Genomic DNA, 13,774 nt, shown 5'->3' on the forward strand with positions numbered 1-13,774 from the left:
CGGACCATGAGGCAAACGTCAGGCAACATCGTCATTGTTGGCAACGGCCAGGCCGGCATCCAGCTGGTGGATTCGCTGCGCAAGGAAGGCCACGCCGGGGCCATCACCCTGCTCGGCGACGAGCCGCACCACCCCTACCACCGGCCCCCGCTGTCCAAGGATTACCTCGCCGCCGGGAAGACCCCGGCCCCGCTGCCGCTGCGCCCGGAAAAGTTCTTCACCACCAACGACGTCGATGCCCGCCTCGGCGTGCGCGCCACCTCCATCGACCGGGCCGCCAGGACCGTCACCCTCGACGACGGCACCACCCTGTCCTACACGAAGCTGGTGCTCGCCACCGGGGCCGCCAACCGCGAACTAAGCGTCCCCGGCGCCGGCTTGGCAGGCATCCACGGCCTGCGCACCCTCACCGACGCCCAGACCCTGCACGCCCGCCTCGACACGGTGGGCTCCGTCGTCGTCATCGGCGCCGGCTTCATCGGCCTGGAGTTCGCCGCCGCCGCCCGCGCCCGCGGCCTGGACGTCACCGTCCTCGAATACGCCGACCGGCCCATGGGCCGGGCCCTGACCCCCACCATGAGCGCGTTCTTCGCCGCCGCCCACCGGCGCCTAAGCGTGAACCTGCGCCTGGGCGAAGGCATCGCCTCCTTCGACGCCGACGAGACCGGGCACGTCACCGCCGCCATCAGCACCACCGGCGAACGCTACCGCGCCGACCTGGTCCTTGTCGGTGTCGGCGTCATCCCGCGCACCGAACTCGCGTCTGCCGCCGGCCTCGAGGTGGACAATGGCATCACCGTGGACGCCACCCTGCGCACCTCCGACCCGGACATCTACGCCATCGGCGACTGCTCGTCCTTCCCCAACGCCCACGCCGGCACCCGCACCCGGCTCGAATCCGTGCAGAACGCCACCGACCAGGCCCGGCATGCCGCCCGCGTCATCCTCGGCACCGGGACCGGCGGCTACGCGGATCTGCCCTGGTTCTGGTCCAACCAGGGGCCGCTGCGCCTGCAGATCGCCGGACTGGTTGCTCCCGGCGACGACGTTGTGCTCCGCGGAGACCCCGCCGACGAAAAGTTTTCCGTCTTCTGCTTCCGCAACGGCACCCTCGCCGCCGTCGAATCCGTCAACCAGCCCGCGGACCACATGGCCGCCCGCCGCCTCCTCGCCGCCGGCGCCGCCCTCACCCCCGGCCAAGCCGCCGACCCCGCCTTCGACCTCAAGGCCCACTCCAAACTGCAGCCGGCAGCGCTCTAACAACACCGCCGGTGCGGCGGGCAGCGAGTCAGGTGGCGGGTGGCGGGTCAGGTGGCGGCCGGTCAGCTGGTGGCGGGCCAGGTGCCCGGCGGCAGGTCAGGTGGTGGCGGGCCAAGTGCCCGGCGGCAGGTCAGGTGGTGGCGGGCCAGGTGCCCAGCGGCAGGTCAGGTGGTGGCGGGCCAGGTGCCCGGCGGCAGGTCAGGTGGTGGCGGGTCAGGTGCCGGGCGGCGGGTCAGGTTGCGGTGCCTCCGCCGCTGCCCAGTGCCTGCACTGCATGGCCCAGCACCGCCTCGGCCCTGGGGCTGAGGACCATGGTGTCCGGCCAGATCGCACACATGGTCGTCTGCGATACGGGCGGCGATAGCGGCCGCACCGCGACCGGTCTGCCTTCGACCGTCACGGCCGGGGCGGCCGGCCGTGACATCAGCAGCGCGTACCCCAGCCCCCGCCCGACGAGTGCCTGCACCAGCACCGCCTGCGGCATGGACGTGGCGACGTACGGGCGCAGGCCGCGTTCCTCAAAGACGCGATACGTGTTCGCCGTGCTCGGACTCGACTCGTACATGATGAGGGGTTCGGCGGCGAGGTCCGCCAAATCCACCGTTGGCTGCCCGGCCAAGGGATGTTCCGGCGGCAGCACCGCCTGCAACTCGGTCTGATAGATGGTGCGCTGGCTGTACCCGGCCGGGAGCTCCATGTCGTAGACCATGGCCAGGTCCAGCAGCCCGGCGTCCAGGGCGGGCAGCAGGTCGTCGTGGGAGCCGACCGTGACGTCCACGCTGATGCCCGGATACTGTTCGGGCAGGCGATCGAGCACAGAGGGCAGGACGCTGCTGGCGAAGCTCGCGAAGCACCCCAACCGCACCGGTCCCTTCAGTTCGCCGGCTGCGCCTGAGAGGTCGCTGATCAGTGCTTCCGCATCGCGCAGCAGCAGTCGAGCCCGTTGCGCGAAGAACTGGCCCGACGGCGTCAGCTGGAGGCCGCGAGCCTTTCGCCGCACGCAGAGCTGCTCACCCGCGGCCCGTTCGAGGGCCGTGATGGCCTGCGACAGCGCGGACTCCGAGATGTTCAGGCTGGCGGCAGCCGAGCTCAGTGTCGGATGGTCCGGGAGGGCAGCGAAGAGTTGAAGCTGTCGCAAGGTGAAATCGACCACAGTATTTCAGTCCAATCAAAGAAGTTAGCCGCTTATCTGAAGTTTACCGAGGATTGCGAGGCGTGTCACAATGGTTGTCACGTTCAACGTTCTGCCCCGAATGGTGGCTGATCCCAACCGGCGGGCATCGCCGGGCTGCCAAGCAGACCCGGCGGCGGAACCATACGACCCGGGCCGAAACCCCGGCCTCGTTGTTCCCGCCCGCCTAAGCTCCACCCATCTGGTCGCGCCGGCCTCCTCGGTGTGACCGACCCAAGAGGACAACTATGAGCACTACAGTTTCCGGGCAATCGTCCGCCGCCAATCAGCGTCGCGTCGCGTTTGCCACCATCATCGGCACCACCATCGAGTGGTACGACTTTTTCATCTACGCCACGGCAGCGGGCCTGGTCTTCGCGCACCTCTTCTTCGAGCCGGCCGGCGAATCCATCGGGCTGCTCCTTGCCTTCGCCTCCGTTGGCATCAGCTTCCTGTTCCGGCCGCTGGGCGCCTTCCTGGCGGGCCACTACGGCGACAAGCTCGGACGCCGCGCCATGCTGGTCATCACGCTGATGATGATGGGTGCAGCGACGACGCTGATCGGCATCCTGCCAACCTACGAGACGGCCGGAATCCTGGCCCCGGTGCTGCTGCTCTCGCTGCGCATCCTGCAGGGCATCTCCGCCGGCGGCGAATGGGGCGGCGCCGTCCTGATGGCCGTAGAGCACGCCCCGCGTGACCGCCGCGGCCGGGCAGGTTCCTTCCCCCAGCTGGGTGTTCCACTCGGCATGCTGCTCGCTTCGGGCGTCATGACTTTGATGACCGGCGTGATCTCCCCCGGCGAGGCGTTCCTTGAGTGGGGCTGGCGCATCCCGTTCCTGCTCAGCGTCGTGTTGATCGCCATCGGCTACATGGTTCGCCGCTCGGTGGACGAGTCCCCGGTGTTCAAGGAGATTGCCGACAAGAAGCAGCAGCAGAAGGTCCCCATCGTGGAACTGTTCCGCAAGCACTGGCTGCTGGTCATCCTGGCCGCGTTGATCTTCGCCGGCAACAACTCTGCCGGGTACATGGCCACCGGCGGGTTCATCCCCAGCTACGCCACCAGCGAGGCAGTGGGCATGGAGCGCACCGACGTGCTGCTGGCCATCACGTTCGCCTCGGCCATGTGGTTCATCTTCACCGCCCTGGCCGGCATTATGGCCGACAAGATCGGTCGCAAGCGCACGTACCTGATTGGTTTCGGCGCCCAGCTGCTGACGGTGTTCCCGCTGTTCTGGCTGATCGACACCGGTTCGCTGGGGATGCTGTACCTGGCGCTGGCGCTGTTCAGTTTCGGCCTGGGCTTGAGCTACGGCCCGCAGGCGGCCTGGTACAGCGAGATCTTCCCGGCCTCCGTGCGGTACTCGGGTGTCTCGATCGCCTACGCACTGGGCGCAATTCTCGGCGGTGCGTTCGCCCCGACCATCGCCCAGGCACTGATCAATTCCACCGGGACCAGCAGCTCCGTCTCGGCGTACCTGTTCGGCATGACGATCATCTCCATCATCGCCGTGCTGATCCTGCGCGACCGCCCTGGCATCGATCTGTCGATCAACAACCAGGCCGAGCAGGAAGTCGGGGCCACCGTCTTCGACAAGCGCCGCGGAGTTTCCACCGACGACGCCGTCAAGGCCGGCGTCTAAGCCACCAGGTTGTGCTGGAGTAACCCCAGCTGACTCAACACCGAGGCGGGTGTCCTGCCGGAGCTATTCCGGCCGGACGCCCGCCTCGGTCGTGTCTGGCCGGTCCGTCGACCTCTTCGGCGCCCGATGGGACGTCGCGCCTCGGTCGTGTCGGTCCGGTGCGTCGAGCTCTTCGGCGCCCCGACCGGCGTCGTACTTTCTCCACCAGAACATGCTGCGGGGCCGGTTGTGAGCTCAGGCAGCCTGCTTCGCGGACCAACCACGCCGCTGCAGTGCCGCGGTAATTTTTTCGATCGCACGCTCTGCGCCGTTGGCCATGTGTCGTCTGGAGATCCGGACTTCGTCCCAGTCTGCTGCTCGGGCCCGTTCCGCTCGTTCGATGTCAGCGCTATTTGGTCGGCCTGGCCGTGGCCTTCGCCCTCGTATTCGATGGCGATCCGGTAATCCGGCAGCGACAGGTCGGGGCTGTGCAGAATAGCGCCGTCGTCGTCCCTGATCGGCTTGTTCACTTCGGGTTCCGGCAATCCCGCGCTGAGCATGGCCAGCCGAAGCCTGGTCTCGGGCGGAGAGTCCGCTCCGACCCGGGCCAACGCCAAGGCTGCACGAGCCTTGCGCAGGCCCCGCTTTCCGGGGTGGCGGCTCAGCAGGGCCTGAAGATCTTCCCGGGTGGCGAATGGAGCCACGCGCCCTTCGAAGTCCGGCCGCGGAATGCGCAGGAGGTAGTCGGCTATCACCACCAAGTCAGCCAGATCGAGGGTTTCCGCCAGGTCCAGCCATGTCCGCGTGCGCGTCGTGAGGCACAGTCCATCCACCCAAGCCACTTCATCCGGGACGAGCCGGGAGCGGTGACCCGCCACGCCGGGGCGTTGCATCCGTGCGCGGTCGCTTGGACGCGAGATATGGACCCGCCGATCGAAGCCGGCGGCAGGTTCGGGAAAGCCCCAAAGGCGTGCCGCGGTGTCATGTGAGGCAGCGCTCGAATCGCTGATCCGCGTGAACGGGCGCACGCGGGCTGCGAGGTCGAGGCCGGCCGGCTGGAGGGTGCAGATGCCCCGGCTTATACGGATGAGGCGTGGGTGGCGCAACTGGCTCTTGCTCAGCCCCGATTTCAGACCGTCCTCAATCGTGAACGCGGCGGCCTGCAGGTGCGGCGGGAGCGGCCTCAGCCGTGGCAGGCGCTGTTCCGGTCCCGGTCGGTGTGCTGGGCTCATCCGGACATTATCTAGAGCCGGCGCTATGGCGTGCGGAAGTTATTCACAGGTCATCGAGTGGCGAGTAGCTGCAGCGAACGTCGGCGTGTCGCTGCAACTTTCCGCCAGTCCATTGTCGCCAAAGTTGCCGCCGCCCCGGGGGCTGCTGACGATTGGCTGCCGGAACAGTTTCGGCCGCCGCTCATGATTGGCCGCCTGCTCAGTCCGGCCGCCGCTGGCTGTCCGCCGCGCGCGGAGGCCAAGCGCCGGCCGGTGAGCCCAAGAGCCCGGCCGCCGCTGATTCTCCGGCCGCGCACGAGGTAACCCCCGCCCGCCGCTGACTGTCCGCCGCGCGCGAGGCCAAACCCCGGCCGCCGGCTTTACCGGACAAGGCCAGCTGTACCAAGCAGCGTGGCCGGAAACGTCAGAGGGCGGCGTCCGGAGTCCGGACACCGCCCTCTTGACGTTCAGCGCAAGGTTCAGCCGGCCTGGCGCTCGGCGGCTCCCACGACGTTGGCCAGCAGCATGGCGCGCGTCATCGGACCGACGCCGCCCGGATTGGGCGAAAGCCAACTGGCCACGTTGCGGGCCTCGGGCTCCACGTCGCCGGTCACCCGGGCCTTGCCGTCCTCGTCCTCGACGCGGCTGACCCCAACGTCCAGCACGACGGCGCCGGGCTTGAGGTCGGATGCCTTGATCATGTGCGGCATCCCGGCGGCGGCAATCACGACGTCGGCCTCGCGCAGTTCCGCCGCCAGGTCGATCGTTCCGGTATGGGCAAGGATCACCGTCGCGTTGATCTCCTTGCGGGTCAGCAACAGGCCCAGGGGGCGCCCCACGGTGACGCCACGGCCGACGACCAGCACGCGTTTGCCCGCCAACTCGACGTCGTGGCGCAGCAGCAGCTCGACACAGCCGTGCGGGGTGCAGGGCAGCGGCGAGTCCAGCGGCTCGCCCACGTTGAGCACCAGCCGGCCCAGGTTCATCGGGTGCAGGCCGTCGGCGTCCTTGGCCGGGTCGATTTTCTCCAGGATGCGGTTGGTGTCGATGTGCTTGGGCAGCGGCAGCTGCACGATGTAACCGGTGCAGGCCGGGTCGGCGTTGAGCTCGTCGAGGACCGCTTCGAGTTCCTCCTGCGAGACGGAGTCAGGCAGGTCGCGGCGGATCGACTCGATGCCCACTTCGGCGCAGTCTTTGTGCTTGCCGCCGACGTACCATTTGCTGCCCGGGTCCTCACCGACGAGCACGGTACCCAGACCGGGCACGATGCCCCTGGCCTTGAGCGCCGCTACCCGTTCCGTGAGCTCGGTCTTGATTTGCGCCGCGGTGGCCTTGCCGTCCAGCACGCGGGCGGTCGGCGGGGTCGTGTAGAGGTTCATGTCACCACTCCTCGTGGCCGGGGTAGAGCGGGAAGTCGTCGGCGAGCTTCTTCACGCGGGCCCGCAAGGCGGCGGTATCGGCGCCGCCCTTGAGCGCGGTGGCAATGATGTCTGCGACCTCGGTGAATTCGGCCGCCCCAAAACCGCGGGTGGCCAGCGCCGGCGTACCGATGCGCAGCCCCGAGGTAACCATCGGCGGGCGCGGATCGAACGGCACGGCGTTGCGGTTGACCGTAATGCCTGCCTCGTGGAGCAGGTCTTCGGCCTGCTTGCCGTCCAGCTGGGAATTGCGCAGGTCCACCAAGACCAGGTGGACGTCGGTGCCGCCGGTCAGCACGGACACGCCGGCCTCGGCCACGTCGGCGGCGGCCAGTCGCTCGGCCAGGATCCGGGCGCCTTCGAGCACGCGTTCCTGGCGCTGCTTGAATTCCTCGCCGGCGGCGATCTTGAAGGCCACCGCCTTGGCAGCAACCACATGCATCAGCGGGCCGCCCTGCTGGCCCGGGAACACGGCCGAGTTGACCTTCTTGGCGAAGGCTTCCTTGCCCAGGATCACGCCGGAGCGCGGGCCGGACAGGGTCTTGTGGACCGTGGAGGTGACGATGTCCGAGTGCGGCACCGGGTTCGGATGCAGGCCGGCGGCGACCAGCCCGGCGAAGTGCGCCATGTCGGTCCAGAGGTAGGCTCCGACCTCGTCGGCGATGGAACGGAAGGCCTCGAAGTCCAGCTGGCGGGGGTACGCGGACCAGCCGGCCACAAGCACGTTCGGGCGTTCGGCCAGCGCCTGTTCGCGGACCTTATCCATGTCCACCCGGAAGGTCTTCGGGTCAACCTCGTAGGCGGCGACCTGGTAGAGCTTGCCGGAGAAGTTCAGCCTCATCCCGTGCGTGAGGTGGCCACCGTGCGCCAGGGACAGGCCCATCATCTTGTCGCCCGGCTGGATCAGGGCGGAGAGGGCGGCCGCGTTGGCCTGGGCGCCGGCGTGCGGCTGGACGTTGGCGAATTCCGCGCCGAAGAGCGACTTGGCCCGCTCGATGGCCAGGTTCTCGGCGACGTCTACGTGCTCGCAGCCACCGTAGTAGCGCCGTCCCGGGTATCCCTCGGCGTATTTGTTGGTCAGGACCGAGCCTTGGACTTCGAGCACCGAACGCGGCGCGAAGTTTTCGGAGGCGATCATTTCGAGAGTGTCGCGCTGGCGACCGAGTTCGGCGTCGATCACGGCGGCGATTTCAGGATCCACCTGGGACAGCGGCAGATCGGTCACAGAGGGCGTAGAAGTCAAGGGAGAATCTCCTGGGTGGTGGGGCTTATCTCACTGCTACAGGCCAGATTACCGGCTGCAGGCACCCGCACGCATGACGCATGACCTGCCCCGGACACACTCCGGCCCGAAGGTGACCTTGCGTCCCAGGCGTGCGATCCGAGGTCGGTATATGCAGGAGCGGCAACCAACGGTCTCCGGCCCTGCTGCCGCTTCCTGGTGGTGTCCCACCTAACGCCAGTCGCGGCGAGCCAATCCTAGCAGCCGGTCACGGCACCGGGCGGTCCGAGAGCGCAACCTGCACGCTCCGGGTCTCGTCGTCGCGGCGCACTTCCACGCTGACTGTGTCGCCCGGGTTGTGCTGGCGGATGGCGGCCAGCAGGTCTTCGGCGCTCGCCAGCGCCTCGCCGTCCACGCTCAGCAGCACATCGCCGGCGCGGATTCCCGCCTCGTCGGCCGGGCCGCCGTTGCCTACGGACAGGGCCAGGACGCCCTCCGCCTGCGGCACGCCAAGCTGCTCGGCGATCGCCGCCGTGATGCTGGCGGGAGTCAGGCCCATGAAAGCGTGGTCGGCGGTCCCGTCTTCGAGCAGTTCCTCGGCGACTTCCCGGGCGGTGGCGGCGGGGATGGCGAAACCGAGCGACACCGCGCCGGCCTCCGGCGGGATGTAGGCCTCGCTGATGCCCACCACCTGGCTCCGCGCATTGACGACGGCGCCGCCCGAGTTGCCGGGGCTGATCGGCGCGTCGGTCTGGATCAGGTCCACCAGCGCCAGGCTCGACGAGGCGGAGCCCGGGATGGAACGGTGCAGGCCGGAGATAATGCCTGCCGTGGCAGTATTCTCGAAGCCCAGCGGCGAACCGATCACCACGGCAAGTTCGCCAATCGTCGGCAGCGACGTGTTGAACTCGGCGGCCGGGAGCCCGTCTCGCTCGGTCCGCACCAAGGCCAGATCGGACACCGCATCCGTCGCCAGCACCTTGCCCGCGCTGCGTTGCCCGTCGGCGAAGCCAACCTCCACGGTGGTGCTGTCGCCGACCACATGTTCATTGGTCAGGATCAGCCCGTCTCCGGAATAGACCACGCCGCTGCCCAGGCCGTTGTCGGTAAAGACCGTCACCACCGACGGCTGCACGTTCTCCACGATCTCCGGAATGCCGCCGGCAGGCTGCGCCCCCGCGGGCTGTCCTCCTGCATCACCCGGCGCCTGCGTGGTCCCGCCGGTCGCGGCCGGCTCCCCGCCGGTCTCGCCGGTACACCCGGCCAGGCCAGCCAGGAGCGCGGCGACCAGCAGCACGCGCCCTGCACTACGGAGCGTTTTCTCCCGTTCCAAATGCGTCATGGCCCGGACCTTCCGTCGTCGCTGCTGCCACCCTAGACCCATCGGGATGGGCAGAAAACGCCTTACGGCCATCGGATGGATCCGGCACGCGATACTCTTCCCGCCGGCCCGCCACACTCTCGGGCCGGTCTGCCATGGGATCCCGGGCCACCGGCCCGCTGCGCTCTCGGGCCCGCCCTCCACGCTCCCCCGCCGCCCGCCTCAGCGTCCCGCCGGCCCGCCACGCTCCCCGCCCGCCTCAGCGTCCCGGCCGCCGCCCACGGAATACCCGGCCGGCGGCCATCGTTGCACCGGACAGATGTTGAAGTGTCAACAAATCGGAGGGGCATCGTGACGGACCAGGCAATCGGCACCGGGCAACAGCCGCTGCAGGCGGTGGTGATCGGCGCGGGCCAGGCCGGGCTGAGCGCCGCCTACCAACTGGCCCGCCGCGGCCTGGTCCCGGACCAGGACTTCGTGGTCCTCGACGCCAACGACGGCCCCGGCGGCGCCTGGCGCCACCGCTGGCCCTCGCTGACCTTCGACGCGGCGCACGGCCTGCACGACCTCCCCGGCCTGCCCCTCGGGGTTCCGGACCCGCAGGAGCCGTCCTCCGCCGTCGTGCGCCGTTATTACGGCACCTACGAGCGGCGGTTCAATCTCCCCGTGCACCGGCCCGTGCGCGTGACCTCGGTGGACGACGACGGTACCTTCCTGCGCGTGCGCAGCGCCACCGGCGGCGAGTGGCTGGCGCGGACCGTCATCAGCGGCACCGGCACCTGGGACAAGCCGCACTGGCCGCACTACCCGGGCCGGGAGACGTTCCGCGGCCGCCAGTTGCACACCCGGAACTTCTGGTTGGCGGACGAGTTCCGCGGGCAGCGGGTGCTGGTGGTCGGCGGCGGGACGTCCGCGCTGCAGTTCCTGCTCCAACTGGACGCGGCCGGCGCGGACACGCTCTGGTCCACCCGCCGCGACCCCGACTTTACCGCCGCCCCGTTCGACATGGAATGGGGTGTCGACGTGGAACGCCGCGTCAGCGAGCGCACGCGCGCGGGCCTGCCCACCCTGAGCGTGGTTGCCGCCACCGGGCTGCCGCTGACCGAGACGTACCGGAAGGGCATCGACGACGGCGTGCTCGTCTCGCGCGGAAAGCTGGCCCGCATCACGGAGCACGGCGTCGAATTCGCCGACGGCTCGGCCGAAGACGTGGACGTCATCCTCTGGGCCACCGGATTCCGGCCGTCACTGGACCACCTGGCGCCGCTGCGGCTGCGTGAACCGGGCGGCGGGATCAGGATGGGCGACGACGGCGTCTCGGTGGCGAAGGAGCCGCGGCTGTTCCTGGTGGGATACGGCGCATCCGCGTCCACGGTCGGGGCCACCCGCGCCGGCCGGGCGGCCGCCGTGGCCGCCGGCAGGTACCTTGCCGCAGAAGCCGAAGCGCAGCCGGTACCCTAGGATGCGTGACTGAAGCCCCCGCCGCCACCGCCTACACCCTGATCCTCTCCTGCCCGGACCGCCCCGGCATCGTACATGCCGTCGCCGGCGCCCTGGCCGGGGCCGGCGGAAACATCACCGACTCGCAGCAGTACGGCAGCCCGCAGTCGGGCCGGTTCTTCATGCGGGTGGCTGTGGCCACGGACCTCTCCTACACCGAACTCCATGACCGGTTGCAGCCGGTCGCGCAGGAGTTCGGCATGGACTGGAAGCTGCGCCGCGACGGCGTGAAGATGCGCACGCTGCTGATGGCGTCCAAGTCGGCCCACTGCCTGAACCACCTGCTGTTCCTGCAGCGCTCCGGCACATTGCCGATCGAGATCCCCGCCATCGTCTCCAACCACCAGGACCTGGCCGAGCTCGCCGCGTTCTACGGCATCCCCTTCCACCACATTCCGGTCACCCCGGACACCAAGCCGCAGGCCGAGCAGGCCCTGCGGGACCTGGCCGCGCAACACGACGTGGAACTGGTGGTGCTCGCCCGCTACATGCAGGTGCTCAGCAACGAGCTCTGCACCGAACTGGCCGGCAAGGCCATCAACATCCACCACTCCTTCCTGCCCAGCTTCAAGGGCGCCAGGCCGTACCACCAGGCGCACGCCCGCGGCGTGAAGCTGATCGGCGCCACGGCGCACTACGTCACCGGCGACCTGGACGAGGGCCCGATCATCGACCAGGAAGTCATTCCGGTCCGCCACGCCCACACCGCCGAGCAGTTCGTGGCCCTGGGCCGGGACGGCGAGGCGCGCACCCTGGCCCGCGCCGTGCAGTGGCACGCCGAACACCGCGTGCTCCTCGACGGCACCCGCACCGTCGTCTTCAACTAGTTCGACGCCGGCGTCCACGCGCCGGGCTCCCCTCGTCGGGGCCCGCTCCGTGGTCCATTCACGACGGCGGTGTCCGACCCTGTGCCCGGCCCGGCGCAGGGCGTACTCTCATCGGATGGGCAACCATGAGCCTGAACTGAGGGCGTTCTACGACCGGCAGGCGCCCGAGCGCGACCGGCGCTGGAGGGATCCCCGCAGGGACGCAGCCCGGCAGGAATTCATTGCCTCCCTGGTCGCAGCCCGGCGGCACAGCGTGTTGGAGATCGGCTGCGGCACCGGCACGGACGGGCTCGCGTTCAAGGCCGCGGGAATCCATTACACCGGCGTGGATCTGTCCGAGCAGAACGTCCGGCTGGCCCGGACGAAGCACCTGGAGGCGGTGGTCGGCTCGGCCCGGGAGTTGCCGTTCGCCGGGGGAACGTTCTCCGCCGGTTGGACCATGAGCACGCTGCTGCACATCCCCGACCAGGACCTGCCGGATGTTCTCGCCGAAACCATGCGGGTCCTGGCCTCGGGCGCTCCGCTGGCGGTCGGGCTCTGGTCCGGCGACGACGAGGAGGGCATCGTTGCCGACGACGACTTCGAACCGCGCCGCTTCTACAGCCGCCGCAGCGACGCAACCGTCCGGCGGCTCTTCGGGGAGCACGGCCTGATCTCCGGTTTCACCACCTGGGAGCGGCCGGAGTCCGACCGGCACTATCAGTTCTTTATCCTGACCAAGCCGTGAGCGGCAGGCTCCGCGGCACGGAAGGTCCGTCACGAAGCTCCTGCGGCGGGTCCGGTGTCGCTAGGCTGATGGGATGGCCCACATCATCACCATCTCCGGCATGCTGCCGGCCGTCGATCCGTCCGCCTTCGTCGCCCCCACGGCGACGCTCAGCGGCGACGTGGCGCTGGCAGCCGACTCCAGCGCCTTCTACGGCGTCAGCGTCCGCGGCGACACCGCTCCCATCCGCGTCGGCGAGCGCAGCAACCTGCAGGACAACGTGGTCCTGCACGCGGACCCCGGTTTCCCCTGCACCGTCGGCGCCGGCGTCAGCGTCGGCCACGCCGCCGTGATTCACGGCTGCACGGTCGAGGACAACTGCCTGATCGGCATGAGCGCCACGGTCATGAACGGCGCGGTGGTCGGTGAGGGTTCGCTGGTGGCAGCCGGCGCCGTCGTGCTGGAGGGCACACAGATCCCCCCGCGTTCGCTCGTCGCGGGTGTCCCGGCCAAGGTCCGCCGCGAACTCAGCGAGGACGAGCACCAGTCGGTGCTGGACAACGCCGCCCGCTACGTGGAAATCGCCGCCTTGCACCGCGACGCGATCGACGACGCCGCGGAGGCATAGCCGCTGAGAGCCCGGTCAGGCCGTGGATTGCTGCAGGTGCCTGGCCGGATCGAGGGTCTCAAAGGCGGCCGTGCCGATCATGAACGTACCGCGCTGCGGGACCCAGAAGCCGCCCAGCCTGGCCTGCTCGGGAAGCGGTCCCGGCGGCCCGAAGTCCGTTGCCCCCAGCCGTGCACTGCTGTTGTCAATGAACCACAGCCGGCGCGGGGCGGCGCGGAACCGCTGCCGGTTCGGGGCCGTCCCCGCCAGCCGCATCCGCCCCAGCCGCAGTGCCGGGCCTGACATGACGCCCATGGCGGCCAGAAAGGGGCCACTCCGCCACAGCCGTTCCGGCGTCTTGGCCGTCATTCCGGACATGAGCCGGGTGACCGGGGTGTCCGAGACGGTTGCGTCCCAAGAGAAGTCGATGTCCGGGATGGACACGGTGAAACCGCGCGGCCCGGTCCAATCAACCGCGATGGCGTGCACCGAGGTGTGCCGCAGTCCGCTGCCGAAATACCGGGGACAGGATTTTTCCGCCGGCACCGTGGTGAAGATGCTCCAGTTTTCGGCAGGGTCACGCAGCCACACGGAGGTGTAGCCGGGGCCGACCGAGGTGACCGGAAACCGCCGCAGCCCCAGCACATGGCCGGAGGAGAAGGTCAGCCCCGACACGACGTAACCGAAGAACCGTTCGTCATCGCCGGCGGGAAGCCGTGCGTTGCGTTCCAGATCGTTGACAGTGAGCCTGAGGTCTTCCATGTCATTCGCCTCCGCGCGTTGCGGCCAGTCTACGCTCGGGAAAGGGCGGCCGGATCGGTGGCCAGGCCGGCCGCCAAAGGGGCCGCACCAAGAGGCAGTTGCGTTAACTTCTTGACTACAAGGCGGCGCTGCCGCACGCTTTTCTGT

12 protein-coding genes are annotated in these 13,774 nt (G+C 69.2%); 6 read left to right on the top strand and 6 right to left on the bottom strand.

Going from position 1 to position 13,774, the window contains the following annotated elements; genetic code table 11:
• Window positions 1–6: 6 nt before the first annotated feature.
• On the top strand, window positions 7–1,260 hold the full coding sequence (locus AC5RVG_RS14760; protein WP_494014418.1) for an NAD(P)/FAD-dependent oxidoreductase: 1,254 nt from the start codon (window positions 7–9) through the stop codon (window positions 1,258–1,260).
• Window positions 1,261–1,492: 232 nt separating this feature from the next.
• On the opposite strand, the gene AC5RVG_RS14765 is transcribed toward AC5RVG_RS14760, so the two are convergent.
• Window positions 1,493–2,413, bottom strand: a complete 921-nt coding sequence (locus AC5RVG_RS14765; RefSeq protein ID WP_494014419.1) for a LysR family transcriptional regulator — start codon at window positions 2,411–2,413, stop codon at window positions 1,493–1,495.
• Between the two features lie 266 nt (window positions 2,414–2,679).
• Between AC5RVG_RS14765 and AC5RVG_RS14770 the strand changes: the two genes are divergently transcribed.
• The gene (locus AC5RVG_RS14770) at window positions 2,680–4,074 is read left to right on the top strand and encodes an MFS transporter (protein WP_494001507.1); all 1,395 of its coding nucleotides are present in this window, start codon (window positions 2,680–2,682) and stop codon (window positions 4,072–4,074) included.
• Here AC5RVG_RS14770 and AC5RVG_RS14775 read toward each other — a convergent pair.
• From AC5RVG_RS14775 to AC5RVG_RS14790, 4 genes are all read right to left on the bottom strand, one after another.
• Complete coding sequence (locus tag AC5RVG_RS14775) at window positions 4,071–5,285, bottom strand: hypothetical protein (protein ID WP_494014420.1); 1,215 nt, start codon at window positions 5,283–5,285, stop codon at window positions 4,071–4,073. The two genes, AC5RVG_RS14770 and AC5RVG_RS14775, sit on opposite strands and share 4 nt — an antisense overlap.
• Window positions 5,286–5,743: 458 nt before the next feature.
• Window positions 5,744–6,643, bottom strand: coding sequence for a bifunctional methylenetetrahydrofolate dehydrogenase/methenyltetrahydrofolate cyclohydrolase (locus AC5RVG_RS14780; RefSeq protein WP_494001509.1), 900 nt, complete (start codon window positions 6,641–6,643; stop codon window positions 5,744–5,746).
• A 1-nt stretch (window position 6,644) separates the two neighbouring features.
• Complete coding sequence (gene glyA, locus AC5RVG_RS14785; RefSeq protein WP_494001510.1) at window positions 6,645–7,925, bottom strand: serine hydroxymethyltransferase; 1,281 nt, start codon at window positions 7,923–7,925, stop codon at window positions 6,645–6,647.
• 247 nt (window positions 7,926–8,172) lie between these two features.
• Entirely contained in the window at window positions 8,173–9,246 is a 1,074-nt protein-coding gene (locus tag AC5RVG_RS14790) for a S1C family serine protease (RefSeq protein WP_494014421.1), read from the bottom strand.
• Window positions 9,247–9,576: 330 nt separating this feature from the next.
• Here AC5RVG_RS14790 and AC5RVG_RS14795 point away from each other — a divergent pair, with 330 nt between their 5' ends.
• The 4 genes from AC5RVG_RS14795 (at window position 9,577) to AC5RVG_RS14810 (ending at window position 12,886) form a co-directional block, all read left to right on the top strand.
• Window positions 9,577–10,686, top strand: a complete 1,110-nt coding sequence (locus AC5RVG_RS14795; protein ID WP_494001512.1) for an FAD-dependent oxidoreductase — start codon at window positions 9,577–9,579, stop codon at window positions 10,684–10,686.
• A 5-nt stretch (window positions 10,687–10,691) separates the two neighbouring features.
• Entirely contained in the window at window positions 10,692–11,552 is an 861-nt protein-coding gene (gene purU, locus AC5RVG_RS14800) for a formyltetrahydrofolate deformylase (RefSeq protein WP_494001513.1), read from the top strand.
• Window positions 11,553–11,667: 115 nt separating this feature from the next.
• On the top strand, window positions 11,668–12,279 hold the full coding sequence (locus AC5RVG_RS14805; RefSeq protein WP_494001514.1) for a class I SAM-dependent methyltransferase: 612 nt from the start codon (window positions 11,668–11,670) through the stop codon (window positions 12,277–12,279).
• Between the two features lie 73 nt (window positions 12,280–12,352).
• Complete coding sequence (locus tag AC5RVG_RS14810; protein ID WP_494014422.1) at window positions 12,353–12,886, top strand: gamma carbonic anhydrase family protein; 534 nt, start codon at window positions 12,353–12,355, stop codon at window positions 12,884–12,886.
• Between the two features lie 15 nt (window positions 12,887–12,901).
• Here AC5RVG_RS14810 and AC5RVG_RS14815 read toward each other — a convergent pair whose 3' ends face one another.
• Window positions 12,902–13,627 (bottom strand): hypothetical protein, encoded by a 726-nt coding sequence (locus AC5RVG_RS14815; protein ID WP_494014423.1) that lies wholly within the window; start codon window positions 13,625–13,627, stop codon window positions 12,902–12,904.
• Between the last annotated feature and the right edge of the window lie 147 nt (window positions 13,628–13,774).

Source organism: Arthrobacter senegalensis (genome assembly GCF_059091765.1).